Genomic DNA, 21920 nt, shown 5'->3' with positions numbered 1-21920 from the left:
GCTGCTTTTATCTACGTAGACCGTCGGTGAGGTGCGGTTTGATCTTTTGCAGCAGGCCCTTGAAGACTTTCGGGCTGCCGGCGACGACGCCGCCGCTCTCCAGGTACTTGTGGCCACCGCTCAGGTCGCCCACCAGACCGCCGGCTTCGGTGATCAGCAGGGCGCCAGCGGCCATGTCCCATTCGGCCAGGCCGAATTCGAAGAAGCCATCCAGGCGACCGGCGGCCAGCCAGGCCAGGTCCAGGGCGGCGGAGCCGGGACGGCGCAGGCCTGCGGTGCTGGCGGCGATGTCTGCGAACATGCCCAGATAGGCGTCCATGAACGGGGCCTGATCCTTGCGGAAGGGGAAGCCGGTGCCGATCAGGCAGCCGTCCAGCCCCGGACGGTTGGTGCAGCGGATGCGGCGGCCATTGAGGGCGGCGCCACGGCCGCGGCTGGCGGTGAATTCCTCGTCGCGGTTCGGGTCATAGATGACGGCATGCTCTACCTTGCCCTTGTACTTGAGGGCAATGGACACACAGAACTGGGGGAAACCGTGGATAAAGTTGGTGGTGCCATCCAGGGGGTCGATCACCCACTGGTAGTCGACGCCTTCGCCCTTGCCTTCGATGATGCCGGATTCCTCGGCGAGGATGCCGTGGTCCGGATAGGCTTTCAGGATGGTTTCGATGATGCGCTTTTCAGCCGCACGATCCACTTCGGTAACGAAGTCGTTCATGCCCTTCTTGGTGACAGACACCGGATCACTGCTTTCCGCAGCACGTCGAATCAGGTTACCCGCGGAACGGGCGGCTCGCAGGGCGATATTCACTTGCGGCGCATGCATGCGTCTGTCCTCAATAAGTCAGTAGGGCTGTCAAAGAACGCCGGGATACAGGCAGGGCCTGACCGGGGCGCGGATTGTAGCAGAGCCCGGGCGTTCTGGGCAGCGCTCATGATAACATTGCCATCTTTTACGACCAGACCTCTGTACAGGAACACTGATGCTGGAAAATGTGCGTATCGTGATGGTGGAAACCACCCATCCCGGCAATATCGGGGCCGCTGCCCGGGCCATGAAGACCATGGGCCTGTCTGATCTGCGTCTGGTGCAGCCGCAGTCCTATCCCAGTGTGGAAGCCACCGCACGGGCGTCGGGCGCCGGGGATGTGCTGGAAGCGGCCCAGGTATGCCAGAGCGTGGATGAAGCGCTGGAAGGCGCCACTCTGGTGATTGGTACCAGTGCCCGTCAGCGTCGCATTCCCTGGCCCTGCCTGACGCCCCGCCAGCTGGCGGCCCAGCTGTCCCACGAGCCTGAGGAAACCCGTATTGCCGTGCTGTTCGGCCGCGAGGATCGGGGGCTCACCAACGACGAGCTTCGTCGTTGTAACCTGCACGTGAGCGTGCCCACCAACCCGGAATACGGGGTGCTGAATGTGGCCTCGGCGGTGCAGTTGATCAGCTATGAGCTGCGCATGGCGCTGCTGGGGGAAGAGTTTGACCTGCAAGAGTCCCGTTCCCGTCGTGAGGCCATGCCGTTGCCGGAAATGTTCTGGGATGAGCCCTTGGCCACCAACGAAGCGGTATCCGGTTTTCTCGATCATCTGGAAACGGTCATGGAGCAGAGCGGCTTCCTGAACCCGCAGCAGCCCGGCCAGGTGATGACCCGTATGCGCCGTTTGTTTATGCGTGCCCGACCGGACAAAATGGAGATGAGCATTTTGCGTGGTGTGCTGGTGGCGCTGGAAAAGAAGATGAAGGAGGGCGGCAACCCGTAACGCCTTCGGGGTTGGCGCATCCAAAAGGGCTAAGGCCCGAGATGAGGTAGTTATGTTTGATCGAGTTCGTGAGGATATTGCGTCGGTTTTCCACCGGGACCCGGCGGCCCGTAACACCCTGGAAGTGTTGCTGAACTACCCCGGGCTCCATGCGGTGTTGTTTCACCGCCTGGCCCATGCTCTGTGGCGTCGCAATTTCAAGCAGCTGGCGCGGGTTATTTCCACGTTTTCCCGCTGGCTCACGGGGATCGAGATTCATCCCGGGGCGCAGATCGGCCGTCGTTTCTTCATTGATCACGGCATGGGCGTCGTGATCGGGGAAACCGCGGAAATTGGTGATGATGTGACGCTCTATCACGGCGTTACCCTGGGCGGCACCAGCTGGAACAAGGGCAAGCGGCACCCCACCCTGGAGGACGGTGTTGTGGTGGGCGCCGGTGCCAAGGTGCTGGGCCCCTTCATTGTGCGCAAGGATGCCAAGATCGGCTCCAATTCCGTAGTGACCAAGGAGGTGCCGGAAGGGGCCACGGTGGTCGGCATTCCGGGGCGTGTCATCAACAAGCCGCTCACCGAAAAGGAAAAGACCCGTCAGGAAATGGCCGAAAAAATTGGTTTCCAGGCTTACGGGGTCAGCAACGACATGCCCGATCCGGTGGCCGAAGCCATCCACCTGTTGCTGGACCACATGCATGCTGTGGATAACAAGCTGGACCGGGTATGCACCAACCTCAAGAAGCAGGGGATCCAGGGTTGCGACGAAAAGTTGCCGGAATTGAAGGATGAAGACTTCGAACCGGTGAATGCGGGCGGCACTGACTGAAAAGGCAGTTAATAGTTAACAGTTAATAATGAATAGCGAAAACAACAAGGCCGCGCTCGAAGGGTGCGGCCTTTTTGTTTGAGGGGGCTGTTTCTGTGGGAGCGGAGGCTTCACAGACTCAGTAGTTGCTTCCTGCTGGTCCAGCGTAAAGCGATTCTGCATCCTGGGCGCTGTTGATGGCTTCCCGGACGCTGGCTTTCTTCAGGTCCAGTACCCGCAATTGATCCCCTGTTTTGGCAATGGCTTCGATGCGGTGGAATTCCTCACCAAAGCTTTCTGCAAAGGTGGCCAGGCCGCGTAGTTTGGGCAGGGCATCGCTCAGGTGCTGGCCGTGGGGGTCGACGATGGAGACTTTGATGTCCTCGCCGCTGCCATGGAAGAACAGGAAGTCCGGGCACATGCGCCGCCAATTGTCGCTGGCGTCCTGCCAGGCAACCGCCAGCGCATCATCGGAGGCTCTGGAAGGGTTGCGATACCAGCCCTGGAAGCCGTTGCGGCCCATTTCCTTGTCCAGAACCTGCATTTCCCACTCGTTGAGGGTGGCGACGGGGAACTGGCCGTTCTCATCGGCCATCAGGTGCAGGGAGCGGGTATCCAGCGGATTGCCGTCTTCATCCTGGGTTTCTTCGGTACGTACTCGGGGGCGTTTGATATCAATGCGTTGCGGGTCGGGGGACATGCCCTTGATGCGGTCGTAACTGACTTGCCGTTCGTCACTGAGCCCCTTGATATCGACCCGGTGCTGGTCGAACCAGCTGCGGGAGAGCTTGTCCGCTTCTTCATCCAGCGCCGTAAGGGTATCCTGCATTTTGCCGAGGGCGGCCACGGTGATGTGGGCATCCAGCAAGGTGTCATCGTCCTCCTCGTCCGCGAGATGCTCAGCGTAGCGTTTCGCCAGTTCCTGTGTCAGCAGCCTGCCGGCCGCTTTGTAATCCGCATCGATGGCTCTGTCATCGGCCAACTCCATAAAGGCGCCGCGTTCTTCGCTCACCGCCTTTTGCTTCACGGAGACCAGCAGGGTTTCCCCATCCAGCTTTTGCACGTCCTCGCGGGCGGCGATCAGCCGGTCCTTGTGTCGGGCAGTAATGCCATCCAGCACTGCGCACAGTTCCTTGTAAGTTTCTTTCAGGGCGTCCTTTCGCAGCCCATCCTGTGACAGGGCCTGGGCCAGGGCGGTAAAGCGAATCACCGGTCGCGCGGCTTTTCTGGGCAAGGTGTGGGTGGGCAGCGAATCCAGTGCCTGCCAGATCGCCTCCGGAATTGCCGGGTTGGGCGTCATGTCCACCGGGGCAATCAGTACCCGACGGCCATCCCCGCCGCCGCTGCCGTCTTCATCATGGCTGCGATCACCGATCATGGTTTCGGCTACCGCCTTGGCGGTGGCCCGATTGAAGTGCGGCAGCACGCAGGTCACGGAATTGAGCAGATCGTTACCGGGAATACGGCGCGCCAGTGGTGTGCGCACCATGCGCCCGAGCAACTGGGTGATGTAGGTCATGTCCTGGGCGGGTCGGAACGATACAAACACTTCTGCACGGGGGCAGTCCCAGCCGGTGGAGATGGCGTCCTTGGCAAACAGGATGCGGATATGGGGTCGATCCTGTACCCGTTCAGGCTCAATGTAGGGAACATTGAATCCCGCGAGACCGATATCCTTGTGATCGCCAAAGACGTTCGCCATGGCATCGCTGGGCAGTTCGGGCCAGTGCTCGTAAATGGTACTGAACGCCAGTTGCAGCAGTTCGTCCGACGGCGTGTTCGGCATCTGCACCACCAGCAGGGGGATGACCTGCTCGTCAGTCACATCTTCCCGCTCGGCGTATTTCTGCCAGTGTTCGCTGGCCTCTTTTACCTTGCGCACGGCACGGGCCAGCAGGGTGGTGTCAAAGGTGCCCTGCTCGGTGGGAAAATCCAGACGGATATCGTCTTTTAACAGCCCGGATTCCTGCACCCGTGCCGGGTCTACCACAATGTTGGGCCGCTGGGTGCGGCCCTGCTGTTGCGCCATGGCCTGATCGAAGCGCTCCACCGTGGCTGAGATGCCCCAGACCACCGGCACCGGCGGCACGCCATTGGCGCCATTCACCAGTCGCTGAACGATGGTCGCCTTTTCGTTGCGCGCTCGCTGGGTGGACGATTTCATGCCCCGGTGGGCCTCATCCAGAATCAGGTACAGGGTGAGGGTGTCATCTTCAATGGTGTTGCGCAGCGTCTCCCACAGGGTTTGGGCGCGATTGTCCGGGGGCGGCATGCCCTGCAGATTCTGTTGGGTATCGGCGTCGTCGGCGTCAGGGCCACCCTTCACCAGCAGGGAGTTTTTGGACAGTTTCTGCTGATTAAGGAAATAGACCTTGCCGGCTTCCAGCTTTTCCTGGCTGAAGGTGTTCTCGATCACCATCAGCCGGGACGGCGGAATGCGGTCAGCGGAATCCATCAGTTTCAGGCGGGTCTGTTGGTTCAGTGACGGATCATCGGTAAACCACAACACCACCGCACCCGGGTCCGGTTCGAAATTGTGCTCGGTGTTGCCATCGAACAGGGACTCGATCACTGCCGCCGCCATCACGGTTTTACCGGCACCGGTGGTGGCCGTCAGGGAAAAGGCAGAGGTATCGCCATCCTGTTTCCAGTCACGGGCCGCTTTCTTCAGGTTGGTGAGCACATCGCCAACCGCATCATCCTGATAATCCTTGAGGGTATAGCGCATCAGTCCCTTCCCGTGTTGATGGTGAAGTTGGTCAGGTAGGATTCGTACAGCCGCACCGCCTCGATACCGGGCGGCAGTTCTGCGCACACGGTCTGAAAGCCACGGTCATCGTCGGTGACGATAAACGCCATGCGGCAGTCTTTTGCCTGGTGGAGTTTCGCAATAAAAGCGGCGGTGACATCCAGGTCGAACAGCACGCCATAGGTATCGGCCACGGCAAAGTCGTCACAGCGTTTGTCGATGCGCTTGCCGCGAGCGCCGGCCTTCAGCCATAACAGCGGGGCAATAATGCTGAATGACTTGTTATGGGCGATGGGCCGGGGCGCTTCATAGGTGAGGGTGAAGAACTCGGCGTTTTCCTCAAAGCCGTCGGCCATGGGGAATTCATCGGTAAACTTGTAATCCCCCTTGATGGGTTCGCCTTCCGGGGTCTGGCCGGTAATGGCGGCACGGATGCGCGGTTTGGTGATGTAATCGCAAATTCCCAACGCTTCCCACTCCGCATCGCCGGGCCGTAGGCCCTTCTCGCGCAGGGTTTTCTGTTCGTCGGCGCTGACTTCGTTATTGGTAATGCTGATGCACTGACGCTGCCCGCCATCCTGTTTGTTTAGACGCATCACGGCATGGGCAGTGGTGCCTGAGCCTGAGAAGAAGTCCAATATGGTGGCGTTGGGTTTGTCGCTGATAAATAAACGTAGAGCGTCTTCGACGGCGTAGAGAGATTTTGGATAAGGGAAGCGTCGCCCTGGCATGATCGAGGCGAGCATACGACTGCCATGCCATCCAGCATCGTGGGCTGATGAATTCCAAACACTCTTTGCATGGAATTCAGCACGATTTGCTTCACCAAGTATGACTTCACCGCTTTCCGCTCGGCCAACTATCGATATTTCTCCTTCTTCAATCGAACGTACACCTCCTTCGTTAATCATTAGAACGGACCAAACCCCTTTGGACTCGTCATATTTTCCTACTCGTAAGTAACCTGATTCGGCGTTTCGTCTAGCTATGTCAACGCCGGTTCGCCAACGAGCCTCCACGCCATTTTCTCGTAATGGCCAGACAGCAGTGAGATCTTTCGGTACGGCATAGCTTTCTCGTGGTTGGTTGGCCGGCAGCGGGTCCCCGATCTCAACGATTCGTCGGGTCTTCGGGTCAACTAGTAAGGGATAGAATAGGTTAGGCGAGTCTGCCCTGAGTGACCCTGCACCGTTTCTTCGAAATTGATACCACATTTGCCGCTTTTTAGATGATTCCACTGCCCCCAACAAATCTTTCGTGAGCAGGGCTGCTGTAGCGTTACCGAAAGTGATAAAGAATATGTACTCATCAACTCTTGAAAAACCGCTATCACGGACAACGCCACGCTGAGAAATAACTGTTGCCACCATTTGAATTTCAGCGCTTGGAAATGTCTGCTCCAATAACATCCCCAGCCGCAAATACTCCTTCTCATCAATCGTTACGATCAGCACGGAGTTTTCCGGATTTAACAGCCGCTTGGCTAACTTCAGCCGCCGTTCTATCATCGCCAGCCACTTGGAGTGACGATAAGCATCGTCGGCTTCTACGTAGTCGTTATTGTATTTCCAGTCCTTGGCACCGGTGTTGTAGGGCGGGTCGATATAGATGGCGTCCAGCTTGCCCTCGTGGGTGTAGAGCAGGGTTTGCAGGGCGTGGAAGTTTTCGGCGTTGATGATGGTGTGGTAAGGCTTGTCGCCACCGCGCTCCACGCGGCCGGTGGAGATCAGGCCGGGGTAGATGGGGTCACGGAATTCGGCGACGACGGTGAGGTCGTCAATGGGGCAGGAAACAATGTCTTCAGGAGTTGCGTCTGAATCCAGCGGGGCTATCGTTGCTTGCTTGCTTGCTTGCTTGCTTGCTTGCTTGCTTGTGCGCGTTCTACGCGCAGCACACGCCAGATCGTGTCGCTGGCGTTATCCCCTGCAGTAATCCGCACCTTGTCGCCACGGCGCACCGGCCTGCCAGGCAGCTCCACGGTTTCCGGGGCATGACGCTCAAAATTGAGGCCAAAGGCGCGGCGGTTGCGCAGGGCCTTCACTTCCCGCTCCAGTTCTTCGCCCAGGGCAGGGTCTTTGGCTTTGGTCTGGGCAATCAGGTCTGTCAGTCGTGACACGGTGTACCTTCTTGTTGGTTTGTTCTGGTGGTCATGGGGACGTTATCAAGTTAGCTCGCTGACCGGCACAGCAAACAGCTTTTCCCCAAAAGGCAGTATGGTATCGCCATCGTAGAACAGTACGCCAGCGGCGAAACGGTCACCGGTGATGTCGCGCAGGCGTTTCAGGCCTTTGAAATCGCTCTGGGTGACGGTGGCGGCGGCCTTGATCTCGATGCCGGCCAGTTGCCGGCCCTGCTCAATGATGATGTCCACTTCCAGCTTGTCTTTGTCCCGGTAGTGGCTGAAGTGTAATTCCTGTGCGTGCCAGTCGGCCTGCTTGCGCAGCTCCTGGTAGATAAAGGTTTCCAGCATCTGCCCAAGTAGGGCCTTGTCTTGCCAGAGGTCCTGACTGCTGATCCGCAGCAGGGCGCAGGCCAAGCCGGTATCGACAAGGTGCAATTTGGGCGTTTTTACCAGTCGCTTTAGCCGGTTGTTGTGCCAGGGTTCCAGCTGCTCGATAAGGAAAATCTGTTCCAGCAGCGTCAGGTATTCGCGGATGGTGGGGCGGCTGAGCGAGAAGGGGGCGGCCAGTTCGCTGGCGTTGAACAGCCGCGCGGTTTGCCCGGCTGACAGGCTGAGTAGTTTGGGTAGGCTGCCGAGGTTGCGGATGTTGGCCAGGTCCTGAATGTCTCTCTGGATCAGGGCCTGGCTGTAGTCTCGATACCAGTTGGTGCGGCGTTTTTCGGTGCGCCGGGAAATGGCACTGGGATAGCCGCCCTGGCAGATCCGTTCGGGCAGGGTTTCGCCCAGCCGGGTTTGCTGGCCCGGGTTACTGATCAGGTTGGCCTGGAATATCCGTTGCAGCAGGTCTGGTTTCTGGCCAGTGATTTCACAGCAGGCAAGAGGGCGTAGCCGTATCACTTCCATTCGTCCTGCCAGCGAGTCTGCCAGTGCAGGTAATAACAGTACGTTGGCGGAGCCGGTCAGAATGAATCGCCCTGGCTGGCGATGCTGGTCGACGGCGGCCTTGAGGCTGGTAAATAGCGATGGTACGCGCTGAATTTCATCCAGAATCACTTTTTCCGGTAAAGACTGCACAAAACCCACAGGGTCTGATTGGGCTGCCTGGCTCTGGTTGTCATCGTCAAAACTGATGTAGTGGTAACCCGTTGCTGCGCCTACGGCCTGTGCAAGGGTGGTTTTGCCGCACTGGCGGGGGCCATGGAGCAGGACGACGGGGGAGTCCTCCAGGGCTTCCAGCAGTTGGTTTTCCGAAAAACGGGGGTAGTGCATGGAGTGCGTCCGGTGCGATTTCTTCGTCTAACTGTAAGTGTTGTGGCGTCCAATTGAAAGTTATATGCCGTCTGGTTGAAATTGACTTGTCGCTAATCGGGTTGATGCCAGAGGTCTGGATGTTCCATTTTGCAGGCAAAAATCAATATTTGCCTGCAAAATGGAACAGGCGGGGAAGGCGAACCCCTGGGGCTGACGAATTGAGAAGGCAGTTGATAGCGAAAAACAAAAAGGCCGTGCCCGGAAGGGTGCGGCCTTTTGGTTTACGTGTTGCCTGATGCGTGTTGCGTGCAGCGGCTTTTACACATTAAAGCGGAAGTGCACTACGTCGCCGTCCTTGACGATGTAGTCCTTCCCTTCCAGGCGCCACTTGCCGGCATCTTTGGCACCGGCTTCACCATTGTGCTCAATGTAGTCATCGTAGGCGGTGACTTCGGCGCGGATGAAGCCCTTTTCGAAATCGGTGTGAATGACACCGGCTGCCTGGGGGGCAGTGGCACCGACTTTTACGGTCCAGGCACGGACTTCTTTCTTGCCGGCGGTGAAGTAGGTCTGCAGACCGAGCAGGCTGAAGCCGGCGCGAATTACCCGGTTAAGGCCTGGCTCGTCCATGCCCAGATCTGCCAGGAAGTCGGCTTTTTCTTCATCGTCCAGTTCGGCGATTTCGGATTCGATTTTGGCGCAGATCGGTACCACGGAGGAATTTTCTTTCTCGGCCAGTTCGCGGACGGCGTCCAGCAGGGCGTTGTCTTCGAAGCCGCCTTCATCCACGTTGGCGATGTACATGGTGGGCTTGAGGGTAAGCAGGTTGAGGCTCTTCAGGGTCTTGCGCTCATCGTCGTTCAGTTCCACGGAGCGGGCCGGCTCGCCCTCATTCAGTGCGGGCATGAGCTTGTCCAGGATGGGCAGCAGGCCTTTGGCATCCTTGTCCTGTCCCTTGGCCGCCTTGGTGGCGCGCAGGTGAGCCTTTTCCACAGTGTCCAGATCGGCCAGGGCCAGCTCGGTGTTGATCACCGCAATGTCATCCAGGGGGGAGACCTTGCCGGCCACATGGATCACATTTTCGTCATCGAAGCAGCGCACCACATGGGCAATGGCGTCGGTCTCACGGATGTTGGCCAGGAACTTGTTGCCCAGCCCTTCGCCCTTGGAGGCACCGGCTACCAGACCGGCGATATCCACAAACTCCATGGTCGCCGGCATCACCCGTTCCGGGTCCACGATGGCTTCCAGCTTGTTCAGACGCAGATCCGGCACCGGGACCACGCCGGTGTTGGGTTCAATGGTGCAGAACGGGAAGTTCTCGGCATCAATCCCCGCTTTGGTGAGCGCGTTGAACAGGGTGGATTTACCCACATTGGGCAGACCGACGATACCGCATTTGAAACCCATGACAGACCTCCGTAATTCGAGGGCGCAATGCTACTGAACACGGGCTGAAAAAGCGACCACCGCAGGGCGGAAAGGGCGGTTGCTGGCGGGAGCAGGGGACAGGTGCCTCTGCTCAGCCTGGCCGGGCTGAGATGCTGCTGGCACATGTCCTTGTTATAACCCGTAGGAGCTTGCCTGCAAGCGATCCGAGCCTAAGCGAGGTAGGCATTCCAGAGACGGTTTCGAGTGTTGAGCGCTACTGAGACATGATCAGGAACTTCAACTCACGACAGATCACTGAAAAAAATCTCCCTTCGGTCGCCTCGCTGCGCTCGGTTCGCGCCCTGAACGGCGCTCCTACAGCGGCTGCGAGGCTGGATGTGTGGATTAGCCGGGTTGCCTGAATCTCCCACAAAGCCTGGAGAGGGGCGTGCTGGCGCAGCAGCGCGGAACGCAAGCATTCAAAACTGACAGGGGGCTTCGTGTTGTTGTCTGCCTGGTGCGGCTCTTACGCCTTAAACCCGTTCAGCTTGTTCATGGCGGTGTTGAGGTCGCCGCGCAGCAGGTCCGGGGTGTAGTAGACGGCTTCGTCGATGGCGCGGTCGATCAGATCGCGGTCGGCTTTGGAGGGTTTGTTGAGCACATGGGGGGTGACCTGTGCGGCAGAGCCGGGGTGGCCGATGCCCAGGCGCAGGCGGTAGAAGTCACGGCTGTTGCCATGCTTGCTGATGATGTCGCGCAGACCGTTGTGACCGCCGTGACCGCCACCCTGTTTGAAGCGGGCGGTGCCGGGGGGAAGATCCAGTTCGTCGTGGGCGACGAGAATCTGCGTAACGGGAATCTTGAAGAAGTTCGCCAGAGCGGCGGTGGCCTGACCACTGCGGTTCATGAAGGTGGTCGGTACCAGCAGGCGGATGGTTTCGCCTTCAAAGGTAAAGGTGCCGGTGAGGCCGAAATATTTCTTGTCTTCGGTAAGGAAGATGCCCTGGCGTCGAGCCAGGGCATCCACATACCAGACGCCGGCATTGTGGCGGGTGTCTTCGTATTCGCGGCCCGGATTGCCCAGGCCTACGATCAGTCGAACCGGATCCGCCACGTCGGGTCTTATTCTTCGCTGGCGGCTTCTTCGCCTTCGCCGGCTTCGTCGTCAGACTCGGAAGCACGAACTTTCGGCGCGTGAATCGCAGCAACCGGCTGGTCGTGGTCGTCGCCCAGCGCCAGCTGAGTCAGTTCCACGCCTTTCGGCAGTTTCAGGTCAGACAGGTGAACGATGGCGTTCAGCTCCACGTCGGCCATGTCCACTTCGATGAACTCGGGCAGATCCTGGGGCAGACAGCTCACTTCCACTTCGGAAATGTTGTGCTGGATCTCGCCACCCTGCTGCTTCACGCCCACGGAGGCGGCTTCGTTGATGAAGTGCAGCGGTACGTTCATGGTGATCTTGTGGGTCTTGTCCACACGCAGGAAGTCAGCGTGGGTGGGGAAGCCCTTGGCCGGGTTGCGCTGCAGGTCACGCAGAACCGCCTGTACTTCCTTGCCGTCGATCTTCAGGGTCAGGATGTGGCTGTAGAAGGCTTCGTTCTCCAGGGCCTTCTTCAATTCACGCAGTTCAACGCTGATCATCTGCGGCTCGGCGTCGCCACCGTAAACGATGCCGGGAACACGCTCTTGCAGACGACGCAGGCGGCGGCTCGCACCTTTCCCTGTATCGCTGCGGCTTTCTGCATTCAGCAGGAATTCATTGGACATGGTCTGTCTCCAGTATGCTCTCAGGCTTCCCGCGACCAGGTCGGCCAGAGAGGTTGATAAAACCACGGAGGATTCCGCGGGGGCGCGATTATGGCCCTTCGGGCGGCAACACGCAACACGCACCATGCAACAACGCGACAAGTGGGGTCAGGTTTGAAACGCAAGAGGCCGCGCCCAGGTCTGGTGCGCGGCCTCCGGCTTGGCAGATCAAGAAAACCTGCTCCGTGTTGATGCGTGCAGCGTGAAGCGTGCTGCGGCCTGTTAAACCAGCTCCAGCCGGTCGAACATGGCGCTCAGGGACTCTTCGTTGTTCACCCGGCGGATGGTTTCAGCCAGCATCGGTGCCAGGCTGAGTACCCGGATCTTGTCGCAGGAACGGCCGGCTTCAGACAGCGGGATGGTGTCGGTGACCACCAGCTGGTCCAGGGCGCTGCCGGCAATGTTGTCGATGGCGGGGCCAGACAGTACCGGGTGAGTGATATAGGCATATACCTTGGCGGCACCGTGGTCCTTCAGGGCCTGGGCGGCCTTGCACAGGGTGCCGGCGGTGTCGACCATGTCATCAACGAGGATGCAGGTGCGGCCTTTTACTTCACCGATAATGTGCATTACCTGGGAAACATTGGCCTTGGGCCGACGTTTGTCGATGATGGCCAGGTCCGCATCGTTGAGCTGCTTGGCCAGGGCACGGGCGCGGACTACACCGCCCACATCCGGGGAGACTACCATCAGGTCATCGTGCTTCTGGCGCTCGATATCGGCCACGATCAGCGGGGTGGCGTAGACGTTGTCTACCGGGATATCGAAGAACCCCTGAATCTGGTCGGCGTGCAGGTCAACGGTTACCACCCGGTCGATGCCCACGGTGGTAATCATGTCGGCCACCACCTTGGCTGTAATTGGTACACGGGCGGAGCGCACGCGGCGATCCTGACGGGCGTAACCAAAGTACGGCATCACGGCAGTAATCCGGCCAGCGGAGGAGCGACGCAGAGCGTCGGCCATGACCAGCAGTTCCATGATGTTGTTGTTGGTGGGGTTGCAGGTGGACTGGACGATGAACACGTCCTTGCCGCGGACATTTTCCTGAATCTCGACGGCCACTTCGCCGTCGCTGAAGGTGCCCACATCGGCGTTGCCGATCGGCAGATTCAGGTGGTTGACCATCGAGCGGGCCAGTTCGGGGGTAGCATTACCGGTGAAAACGACGAGCTTGGACACTGGCGCCTCTCTTCGTGATGACCTGTCGTGTATTATGCCGGCCCCGGGGAAGGGGTGGGGCCGGTGAGGAAATATGGCTGGGGTACCAGGACTCGAACCTGGGAATAACGGGATCAAAACCCGCTGCCTTACCAACTTGGCTATACCCCAACACTCGTTTTCAGGTCTGCACTTTTTACCGGTGTGTCTTTCCGGTTTGTGCAGATTCGCCTGAATTCTGTGTCTCTCGAAACCTTGCCAGTGCCTCATGAAGAGGGGAAGTATTTCTGCTTCGAGCGACGAAACCTGTCCAGTGTTGTGGCAACTGTTGCAGCAATTGCTGCCCCTGTTGCGGTCCGGTCAGTCTTGCAAAGCAGCAAGCGCCTGTGCCGGTCATACGGGCGTTGCCCGTATGTTGCCTGAGCCAGTCCAGCGTCTTTCCGATCTCCGGAAAGTGCTTTGTTGCCACCGCTTCACAGTCGTTGTGAAAGTCGCGGGTCAGCACCGCCTCAAGCGAGGCCGGTAATTTACTGATGGGGGTATCCCTTGTCAATTCCCGGTCGCCGAAAATTCGAGCAGTTGATACATGAATTCCGGGATGAATGACTAAAAAATGTGCATCTGGCAGTGAAACGGGGGTGATTTGCTCTCCCACACCCTCGGCCCAGGCGGATTTTCCCTTCACGAACACGGGCACATCTGCCCCCAATGACAGTCCCAGTTCGGCAAGAGTGGCCAGAGACAGGTTTAGCCCCCAGAGCTGATTCAGCCCCAGCAGGGCGGTGGCGGCATCGGAAGAGCCGCCGCCCACCCCGCCGCCCATGGGAAGACGCTTGTCCAGCGTGATCCGGGCGCCTTGCTGACAGCCGGTATGCTCCCGAAGTCCGGCTGCTGCCTTGAGAATCAGGTTGCTCTCATCGCAGGGTACTTGCGGGGCATCACAGTGCAGCTGCAGGCTGGGTGCGGACTCGAAGGTCAGGGTGTCGCCCTGGTCGAGCAGGGCAAATAGCGTCTGCAGGCTGTGGTAGCCGTCGTTTCGACGCCCGGTGATATGCAGAAACAGGTTGAGCTTGGCCGGGGCCGGGAGTGTGAGCGTCATGGCTTGCCGGGTGCCCATTGCTTGATCAGCAGGGTGAACCGGTTGCCATTCTGTTGTGCCTTGACCCGGTGGGGCAGGCTCACACCGGAGACCGGTTGGTAACGGTCGAATTCCAGGTGCCAGCCAAGCTGGTCCAGCGTCAGCAGTTGCTCGCTGTCATCGTAGCTGGCTTCGCCCGGGGCACCAGGCCAAGGCAGACCACGGGCCCAGTACTGGAGGGCCGAGATGGGCAGCCAGAACCCGGTCAGATGCCAGGCCAGTTCCCCGGGGCTGCGGGCCTGGTATTGTTCCTTGGCCGTGATCAGCTCGGCACGGCCAGTGTCCCAGCGCAGTTCGGCGCTACCAAAGCCCAATGGGCCGGAAAAGCGTATGTCACCGCGGGTGGGGGTTTGCTGCCATTCGAAGGTGGCGCTGCCGCCGTCACTGGCGGTGCGATAGCCCAGTTTGCCATCCATTTGCCACTGCTGGATCTGGCCCGGGTGGGTGTAAGTCTCTGTGCTGGCAGGGCGGGTCTGACAGCCGCCCAGAACAAACAATAGGGCAATCAGGGGGGCTAGGGCTTTCAAAGACGGGCTCCAAGTCTTTCCATGGTCTCCCGGACGAAGGGCGCGTCCGGGTTGTTGTTGAGGGCGTCTCGCCAGATTTCGCGGGCCTGGTTCTGGGCGCCCAGTTTCCACAGGACTTCGCCGTAATGGGCGGCCACTTCCGGGTCAGGGAATTTTTCGTAGGCGCGTCTCAGGTAATTGCGTGCCTCCTTGAGCTTGCCCTGGCGATACAGCACCCAGCCCATGGAATCGAGAATAGCCGGGTCTTCCGGGCTCAATGCCAGAGCCCTGGAGACATACTCGTGGGCTTCCTCCAGGCGGCCGGTCCGGTCGGCGAGGGTGTAGCCCAGCGCGTTGAGGGCGCTGGAGTCGTCCGGATTGAGCGAGAGAATGTGGCGCAAATCCGTTTCCAGTTGGGCCAGATCGCCCGTTTTTTCTGACAGCATGGCGCGACTGTAGCGCAGATCCTTGTTGTCCGGGTTGGCCGCCAGGGCGGTATTGAGCAGAGTCAGCGCCTGTTGTCCCTGACCATTGTTGTTGAGCATCTCGGCCTCGCTGAGCGTGAGGCTGGTGGCCATCTCCGGATGCTGGTTCTTCAGGTCGTTGAGCAAGGCGGAGGCCTGGCCTGTATTTCCCTGAACCACCAGCAACCTTGCCGCCTGTACCCGGGCGCGCAGGGATTGAGGGCCTCGCACCCTGAGATAGTGATCGATGGCCGCGTCCAGATTCTTGTCCTGCTCTTCTCCCTGGGCCAGGTAAAGGTGCACTTCGTCAGGGCGGTAATTCAGAGCCAGCAGCTGTTCCAGCTGGTCCCGGGCGGTATTGGTGGCGCCGGCTTCCAGCGCCAGCAGGGCCAGTGAAAATTTCAGATCCAGGTCATCCGGGTTGCGCTCGGCCATGATGTTGAGCTGCTTTTCGGCCTGCTTGATGTCGCCCTCAGCCAGCAGCATGCGCACATAGGCCAGCCGTGTTCGGCGGGCATCCGGGTATTTGCGGACCAGCTTTTTCAGGTGGCGCAGTGCCTTGCGCGTTTCGCCCAGCTTGTAGAGCAGTTGCGCCTTGAGCAACAGGGCGTCTTCGTGACGGGGCATGCGTTTGAGGGCCTGTTCGTCAGCCTCCAGAGCGGCTTGCAGGTCCCCCTCACGCTCTTTCCAGAGGGCGCGGGCGTACCACAGGGGGGCCTGTTCGGGGTAGTGGTCCGTCAGTTGAGCCAGAGCTTCCACCAAGTGCAGGTTGCCTTCGGCGTCCAGCCCTCGTGCCTGTGCTACCAGGCGGCCGAGGGCGGGTTCGCCATGGGTGCCGAGCAGGGTGTCCAGATAACGGGTGGTGGCTTCAGTGTTGCCCAGCCGGATTTCGGACAGGATAGCCAGCTGAAGGGCTTCCTCGCTTTGTGGTTCCTGTTCCAGCCATTGCTGACTGAGTTGCAGTGCCTGATGGTGATCTTCCAGATAGTGGGCCAGTTTGGAGGCCTGGCTGAGTACCTTGATGTCTCCGGTGTTTTTGGCCACATCGGTGTAGTACCCCAGGGTCACGCCGTAGGCCTGGCGTTGCGCCGCCACTTCCGCCACCAGCAGATCGGCCAGTGATTCGCTGTCATAACCGGGAGGCGCCAGCGGGACCGGCTCCGCCTGTTCCCGGGGAGGGGGCTTTGGCGTGACATCAGCAGGTTGATGGGTGCACCCCTGCAGGAGTAGGAGGCCGCACAGCGGCAAAATGAAAAGACGCGTCATTAAAGGAAGATTGCCTGATTTCGGTTTTGGCTATCATGGCACAGTGGTCCGCAGGCCGAAAACCATATTGCGGCCATGACCGGGTTCTACGGGGCATATCATTGTTTTAACGGGCGCTTTCACGCAAAATGCCTGACCCTTGCGCCCCGGAAACCGGGGTGTGCAGGCTGACTGGTACGGACGGGCGCGAGTGTTGCCCGTTGCGACTGACGGGCGCGGGAATTTATGAATCTGGTTGCTGTTGGCGTTAATCACACCACTGCCGATGTGGAGATACGCGAACGCCTGGCGTTTTCCACGCAGCAGGCGCAGGCAGCGCTGGCCAGCCTTCGAGAAACCCCGGGTGTCCGTGAGGCGGCTCTTCTCTCTACCTGTAACCGAACCGAACTCTATTGCCTGACGGATGAAGATTGTCCGGATCTGGTGGACTGGCTGGCCCAGCGTCGCAGTCTGTCCCGCGACAAGCTGGAGTCGGTGCTGTATCAGCATCAGGGCGAGCAGGCGGTGGAGCACATGATGCGGGTGGCCGGTGGGCTGGACTCGCTGGTACTGGGTGAGCCACAGATTCTGGGGCAGATGCGTGAAGCATACGCCCGAGCCCATGAGGCGGGCCTGCTCAACGGCGAGTTGTCCCGGTTGTTCCAGGAAGTCTTTTCGGTAGCCAAGCGGATTCGCACTGAAACCGGTATCGGCGCTAACCCGGTGTCCGTGGCCTATGCGGCGGTGTCCTTTGCCCGGCATATCTTTGCGGATCTGAAAAAAAGCCGGGCCCTGTTGATCGGTGCCGGGGAAATGATCGAGCTGGTGGCGCGGCATCTCAGTGAGCAGCAGGTCAGTGAGATCACCATTGCCAACCGTACCGCAGAGCGGGCCAGTGAGCTGGCCGCCAGTGTGGGTGGGCGGGGGATCAGTCTGGAAGAATTGCCGGTGGCGCTGGAGCGTGCGGATATCCTGATTTCCTGTACTGCGGCACCCTTGCCGATTTTGGGCAAGGGCATGGTGGAGCGTGCCCTCAAGCAACGTCGCCACCGGCCCATGTTCATGGTGGATATCGCCGTACCACGGGATATCGAACCGGAGGTGGGCGATCTGGATGATGTCTATCTGTACACCGTGGACCACCTGCAGGAAGCCATTCAGGAGAATGTGCGCGCCCGTCAGGATGCCGCCCAGGAAGCGTCGGAGCTGATCCGCGATGCCATCGTCCGTCATCGCCGCCAGCGCCGCGAACAGGATGCCGTGGGCGTGCTGCGTGATTATCGTGAGCAGCATACCCGCATGGCCGGAGAGGAACTGGACAAGGCCCTTCAACAGCTGAATAACGGCGCAGATGCAGAAGAAGTGTTGCGCCGTTTCCAGCATTCCCTGGTCAATAAATGGCTGCACGCGCCCAGTGTCACCCTGCGCAAAATGGCGGCAGAGGGGCGAGCTGAAGCCCTGCTGATCGCTCGTGAGCTGTTGCTGGATGACGACAAGTCGTCGCAATAGCACTTTTTCAGGTTTGAATTGATCGTTGCGTGCGTCTGCGGACCGCATGTTGCGTGAAGCGTGGATACGAATTTATGAAAGCGTCACTGCAAGGCAAGCTGGACAAGCTGGTTGACCGTTTCGAAGAGCTGTCAGCGTTGCTGTCCGACCCGGATGTGATTGGTAACCAGAACCAGTTCCGGGATCTGTCCCGTGAATATTCTGAAATCGATCCGGTGGTGAAATGCTACCGCGAATATCAGCAGAGCGTGGACAATCTGGATGCTGCACGTGCCATGCAGGACGACAGTGATCCGGAAATGCGGGAAATGGGTGCGGAAGAAGCCCGTGACGCCCAGGCGCGCATGGATGAGTTGGCCGACGAACTGCAGATGTTGATGCTGCCGAAGGATCCCCGTGATGGTGCCAATGTGTTTCTTGAAGTCCGTGCCGGCACAGGCGGGGATGAAGCGGCGATCTTTGCTGGCGACCTGTTTCGGATGTACTCCAAATATGCTGATCGCATGGGCTGGAAAGTTGAGCTGGTCAATGCCAGTGAAGGGGAGCATGGCGGCTACAAGGAAGTGATCGCCCGGGTCATCGGCGAGGGCGTCTATTCTCGCCTCAAGTTCGAATCCGGTGCTCACCGGGTACAGCGGGTGCCAGCCACAGAGTCCCAGGGACGTATTCATACCTCTGCCTGCACGGTAGCCATCATGGCCGAGGCGGAAGATCTGGGCGATATCGAGATTCGCAATGAAGACCTGCGGATTGACACCTATCGCTCATCCGGTGCCGGTGGCCAGCACGTTAATACCACCGATTCGGCGGTACGGATCACCCACTTGCCCACCGGCGTGGTGGTGGAGTGCCAGGACGAGCGTAGCCAGCACAAGAACAAGGCCAAGGCCATGAGCCTGCTCAGCGCCAAACTGTTCGACGCCCAGCAGAATGCGGCCCACGCGGAACAGGCTGCGGAACGTAAATCCCTGGTCGGGTCCGGCGATCGGTCCGAGCGTATTCGGACCTACAACTATCCCCAGGGGCGGGTGACCGATCACCGTATCAATCTGACGCTCTACCGACTGGCGGAAGTCATGGAGGGGGATCTGGACGAAGTGCTGGGGGCCCTGTTGGCGGAGTATCAGGCTGACCAGCTGGCCGCTCTGGGCGAACAGTAACATGCGCATTGATGCGGTTCTGCGTGATGCCCGCAGACGGCTGACATCGTCGCCCTCCGCCGCGCTGGATGCGGAGCTTTTGCTCTGTCATGTGCTGGCGAAGACTCGCACCTGGCTGTTTACTTGGTCTGATCGTGAGCTGGATGCCAACCAGCTGGCCGCCTTTGAGGTGCTGCTGGCACGCCGCGAAGCCGGAGAGCCGGTGGCCCACCTGACCGGTGAGCGTGAATTCTTTGGTCGGCCGTTTCGGGTCACTGCCGATACCCTGATACCCCGCCCTGACACAGAAACCCTGATTGATGTGGCCCTGACGTTGCCGCTGCCGGCTCAGGCGAAAGTGGTGGATCTGGGCACGGGCAGTGGCGCCATCGGCGTCACTTTGGCTCTCGAAAACCCGGATTGGCAGGTGACGCTGGTGGATCTCAGTAACGCGGCCTTGCAGGTTGCGCAAAGCAACGCCCGGCAGTTTTCTGCCAAGGTGCAGTGTCTGCAGGGCAGCTGGCTTTCGTTCTGTGAGGGCCGCTTTGATCTGATCGTCAGCAATCCCCCCTATATCGATGCAGCGGATCATCATCTGGACGAAGGCGATGTGCGCTTCGAGCCTCGCTCGGCCCTGGTGGCAGAAAATCATGGGCTGGCGGACCTGTCCGAGATCGTGCGCCAGGCCAGTGGCAAGCTGGTTGATGGCGGCTGGCTGATGCTGGAGCATGGTTTCGAGCAGGGCGAAGCGGTGCGGGCGTTGCTTGGCGAGGCCGGCTTCCATGACGTGCGCACGGAACTGGATCTGGGCGGCAATGATCGTGTCACGCTCGGCAGGATTGCCCTGACTTCTTCATAGGTTGGAAATTGCCATAGGCCATTTTCATCGGAATTTTGATCTTGCGCGTGAAGCGTGAAGCATGTTGCGTGCAGCGGATTTGATCCATGTTTAACGACGAACAGCTAGAAAGATACAGCCGTCAGTTGATGGTCAGCGAAGTCGATCTCGCCGGCCAGGAAGCCCTGGCTGCGGCACGGGTGCTGATCGTTGGTTGTGGTGGCCTTGCCAGTCCAGCGGCCCTGTACCTTGCCGGTGCCGGTGCCGGGCGGCTGGTGCTGGCAGACGATGATGTGGTGGAGGTAAGTAATCTGCATCGTCAGGTGGCTTTCCGCGGTGGCCAGGTGAATCAGCCCAAGGCCGAAGCCCTCCGTGACCAATTGCAGCTGCTCAACCCGGAGGTGGATATCCGTGCCGAGGTGGTGCGGGTGGATGCGCCCTGGCTGGAGCGGGCGGTGGCCGATGCCTCCCTGGTGCTGGACTGCACCGATAATTTTGCCACCCGGCAAGCAATCAATCGTGCCTGCGTGGCGCACCGCGTGCCGCTGGTCAGCGGGGCCGCCATTCGCATGGATGGCCAGTTCGCGGTTTTTGATCTGCGCGAGCCTGAGTCTCCCTGCTATGCCTGTGTCTACGGTGACGGGGTGGACGGCGATCTGGCCTGCAATCAGGCTGGCATCGTTGGCCCTGTGGTGGGTGTTATTGGCACTCTGCAGGCTCAGGCTGCGTTGCAGCTGATCACCGGGCAGAGCCTGCCACCGTCATTACAGCTGTTTGATGGCCGCACTCTGCAATGGCGCAATCTGGTGATGCGCCGGGATCCGGGGTGTCCGGTCTGTGCTGGCAGCAGGCCTGCCGACTGATCCGTATATCAGGTTTCGTGGTCGGGTTGACCGGCCGGCGCTGGCTGTCCAGGAGTGGCGCTCTGAGGTATTTCCATCGCCTGTTCATCACTGGTTAACCCGATGATAATCAGAATGACGACGGCAATGAGTAACGCTGCACCGAATAAGTGTTTCATCACAACACCTTTTCCTCACCGGTGATGGCGTCGGCCCTTTACGCTGACAGTTCCACCACCTGTCCATTGAGCGTCTTGATTTGCCGGGCCATGTCTGTAAGCAGGCTATGGATCATGCCCGGGTTGGAACGGATCAGGTCCTTGAACTCGTGCTTGGGTACCTTAACCACGGAACAGCGGCTTCTGGCCCGCACCGTGGCACTGCGTGGCGAGTGGGTCAGCAGGGCAATGGCACCCACGATTTCTCCCTCGCTCACACTGCCGACCACCACGTCATCCACGATCACGTCGGCCTCCCCTTCAAACAGGCTGAGCACAAAGTCGGCGGGTTCGCCCTGGTGGATGATCACGTCTCCCGGTTCGAAATAGGCGAAACCGGTGGTGGTATAGGATTCATCCGGTATATGCGCTGCCAGCAGGCGTACCAGCATGGCTTGCTGCGTGGTCAGTATACGTGTCCACAGGCGCGCCAGATGGGACTCTTCAAGGATGCACTCCACCAGTTTGACGGTGGGGTAGGCGGCCAGCAAAACCGCACTCTCTGCGTAATAGGTGACTTCCTGATTGCCGGCATCGGGCAGGACCAGGTCTCCTTCATCCCAGATGAACAGTTTGCGCTCCTCACAGCGCATGCCCAGCATGCCGCCCTTGATCACATAGGTGGTTTTCTCGCACATGCCGTGTTTGAAGGCGTCCTCGGTGGGGGCCAGCGGCAGCGTTTGAGGTTGCAGGGGAAGCTGCCCGATAAGCTCATTTACCAGGCGTTTGTACATCCGGGACAAGGCGGAAAAACCGCCACTGGCTTCGGCCACAGATATCATGCAGAGCCTCTCCAACAGGGTCGTGTTGTCCGAGTATGCAGGAAGAAAGCATGAGGAAACAGGACGGGGTTGGCAGATGTGCAGTGTACGCCTGATGCCTGACGCCTGAGGTCTGACGGGAAAAGACAGAAGCGACGTGTTCCGGGTGCCGGGCAGGAGAGGCTGACAGGAAGGGTTTGTCGGGGATGAAAGGGGAGAGAGAGTTGGTCTGACGTCGGACGAC

General features: G+C 59.6%; 20 protein-coding genes and 1 tRNA gene. 6 read left to right on the top strand and 15 right to left on the bottom strand.

The annotated features are described in order from the left end of the window. Window positions 1-7 precede the first annotated feature (7 nt). On the bottom strand, window positions 8-826 hold the full coding sequence (locus HF945_RS12025; RefSeq protein ID WP_290522841.1) for an inositol monophosphatase family protein: 819 nt from the start codon (window positions 824-826) through the stop codon (window positions 8-10). Window positions 827-983: 157 nt separating this feature from the next. Between HF945_RS12025 and trmJ the strand changes: the two genes are divergently transcribed. Together trmJ and cysE are read left to right on the top strand one after the other, a co-directional pair. Further along, entirely contained in the window at window positions 984-1757 is a 774-nt protein-coding gene (gene trmJ, locus HF945_RS12020) for a tRNA (cytosine(32)/uridine(32)-2'-O)-methyltransferase TrmJ (RefSeq protein WP_290522840.1), read from the top strand. A 52-nt stretch (window positions 1758-1809) separates the two neighbouring features. Next, the gene (gene cysE / locus HF945_RS12015; protein ID WP_290522839.1) at window positions 1810-2577 is read left to right on the top strand and encodes a serine O-acetyltransferase; all 768 of its coding nucleotides are present in this window, start codon (window positions 1810-1812) and stop codon (window positions 2575-2577) included. A 118-nt stretch (window positions 2578-2695) separates the two neighbouring features. Here the strand turns inward: cysE and HF945_RS12010 are convergent, their stop codons facing one another. The 12 genes from HF945_RS12010 to HF945_RS11955 all read right to left on the bottom strand — a co-directional run bounded on the left by HF945_RS12010 (window position 2696) and on the right by HF945_RS11955 (window position 16390). Beyond that, window positions 2696-5284 (bottom strand): DEAD/DEAH box helicase family protein, encoded by a 2589-nt coding sequence (locus tag HF945_RS12010; protein WP_290522838.1) that lies wholly within the window; start codon window positions 5282-5284, stop codon window positions 2696-2698. Then, the gene (locus HF945_RS12005) at window positions 5284-7017 is read right to left on the bottom strand and encodes a DNA methyltransferase (RefSeq protein ID WP_290522837.1); all 1734 of its coding nucleotides are present in this window, start codon (window positions 7015-7017) and stop codon (window positions 5284-5286) included. The genes HF945_RS12010 and HF945_RS12005 overlap by 1 nt, the downstream gene beginning before the upstream one ends. A gap of 116 nt (window positions 7018-7133) precedes the next feature. After that, window positions 7134-7421: a hypothetical protein gene (locus tag HF945_RS12000; RefSeq protein ID WP_290522836.1), complete on the bottom strand. Its 288-nt coding sequence runs from the start codon at window positions 7419-7421 to the stop codon at window positions 7134-7136. Window positions 7422-7466: 45 nt separating this feature from the next. After that, window positions 7467-8696 carry an ATP-binding protein gene (locus tag HF945_RS11995; RefSeq protein WP_290522835.1) on the bottom strand — a complete coding sequence of 410 codons (1230 nt, stop codon included), beginning with the start codon at window positions 8694-8696 and terminating at the stop codon, window positions 7467-7469. 300 nt (window positions 8697-8996) lie between these two features. Beyond that, window positions 8997-10088, bottom strand: coding sequence for a redox-regulated ATPase YchF (gene ychF / locus HF945_RS11990; RefSeq protein WP_290522834.1), 1092 nt, complete (start codon window positions 10086-10088; stop codon window positions 8997-8999). 487 nt (window positions 10089-10575) lie between these two features. After that, window positions 10576-11163, bottom strand: a complete 588-nt coding sequence (pth, locus tag HF945_RS11985; RefSeq protein WP_290522833.1) for an aminoacyl-tRNA hydrolase — start codon at window positions 11161-11163, stop codon at window positions 10576-10578. Between the two features lie 8 nt (window positions 11164-11171). After that, the gene (locus tag HF945_RS11980) at window positions 11172-11816 is read right to left on the bottom strand and encodes a 50S ribosomal protein L25/general stress protein Ctc (RefSeq protein WP_290522832.1); all 645 of its coding nucleotides are present in this window, start codon (window positions 11814-11816) and stop codon (window positions 11172-11174) included. 261 nt (window positions 11817-12077) lie between these two features. Further along, window positions 12078-13037, bottom strand: coding sequence for a ribose-phosphate pyrophosphokinase (locus tag HF945_RS11975; RefSeq protein ID WP_290522831.1), 960 nt, complete (start codon window positions 13035-13037; stop codon window positions 12078-12080). A gap of 74 nt (window positions 13038-13111) precedes the next feature. Beyond that, a tRNA-Gln gene (locus HF945_RS11970) sits at window positions 13112-13187 on the bottom strand. 25 nt (window positions 13188-13212) lie between these two features. Beyond that, on the bottom strand, window positions 13213-14115 hold the full coding sequence (gene ispE, locus HF945_RS11965) for a 4-(cytidine 5'-diphospho)-2-C-methyl-D-erythritol kinase (protein ID WP_290522830.1): 903 nt from the start codon (window positions 14113-14115) through the stop codon (window positions 13213-13215). Next, a complete protein-coding gene (lolB, locus tag HF945_RS11960; protein ID WP_290522829.1) occupies window positions 14112-14681 on the bottom strand; it encodes a lipoprotein insertase outer membrane protein LolB in 570 nt (189 codons plus the stop codon). The genes ispE and lolB overlap by 4 nt, the downstream gene beginning before the upstream one ends. After that, a complete protein-coding gene (locus HF945_RS11955; protein WP_290522828.1) occupies window positions 14678-16390 on the bottom strand; it encodes a tetratricopeptide repeat protein in 1713 nt (570 codons plus the stop codon). The genes lolB and HF945_RS11955 overlap by 4 nt, the downstream gene beginning before the upstream one ends. A gap of 225 nt (window positions 16391-16615) precedes the next feature. On the opposite strand from HF945_RS11955, the gene hemA reads away from it, so the two are divergent. From hemA to moeB, 4 genes are all read left to right on the top strand, one after another. After that, window positions 16616-17878: a glutamyl-tRNA reductase gene (gene hemA, locus HF945_RS11950; protein WP_290522827.1), complete on the top strand. Its 1263-nt coding sequence runs from the start codon at window positions 16616-16618 to the stop codon at window positions 17876-17878. Window positions 17879-17952: 74 nt separating this feature from the next. Continuing rightward, the gene (prfA, locus tag HF945_RS11945; RefSeq protein WP_290522826.1) at window positions 17953-19038 is read left to right on the top strand and encodes a peptide chain release factor 1; all 1086 of its coding nucleotides are present in this window, start codon (window positions 17953-17955) and stop codon (window positions 19036-19038) included. Between the two features lies 1 nt (window position 19039). After that, a complete protein-coding gene (prmC, locus tag HF945_RS11940; protein WP_290522825.1) occupies window positions 19040-19876 on the top strand; it encodes a peptide chain release factor N(5)-glutamine methyltransferase in 837 nt (278 codons plus the stop codon). An 86-nt stretch (window positions 19877-19962) separates the two neighbouring features. Beyond that, window positions 19963-20718 (top strand): molybdopterin-synthase adenylyltransferase MoeB, encoded by a 756-nt coding sequence (moeB, locus tag HF945_RS11935; protein WP_290522824.1) that lies wholly within the window; start codon window positions 19963-19965, stop codon window positions 20716-20718. 8 nt (window positions 20719-20726) lie between these two features. Here the strand turns inward: moeB and HF945_RS11930 are convergent, their stop codons facing one another. Both HF945_RS11930 and HF945_RS11925 read right to left on the bottom strand, forming a co-directional pair. Then, window positions 20727-20876 carry a hypothetical protein gene (locus HF945_RS11930; RefSeq protein WP_290522823.1) on the bottom strand — a complete coding sequence of 50 codons (150 nt, stop codon included), beginning with the start codon at window positions 20874-20876 and terminating at the stop codon, window positions 20727-20729. A 38-nt stretch (window positions 20877-20914) separates the two neighbouring features. Then, a complete protein-coding gene (locus tag HF945_RS11925; protein WP_290522822.1) occupies window positions 20915-21697 on the bottom strand; it encodes a cyclic nucleotide-binding domain-containing protein in 783 nt (260 codons plus the stop codon). Window positions 21698-21920 lie beyond the last annotated feature (223 nt).

The organism is Alcanivorax sp., from assembly GCF_017794965.1.
Taxonomy (GTDB): Bacteria; Pseudomonadota; Gammaproteobacteria; order Pseudomonadales; family Alcanivoracaceae; genus Alcanivorax.
Note: the sequence above shows the minus strand (reverse complement) of the source record. Positions and strands in the feature narration are given on the sequence as shown.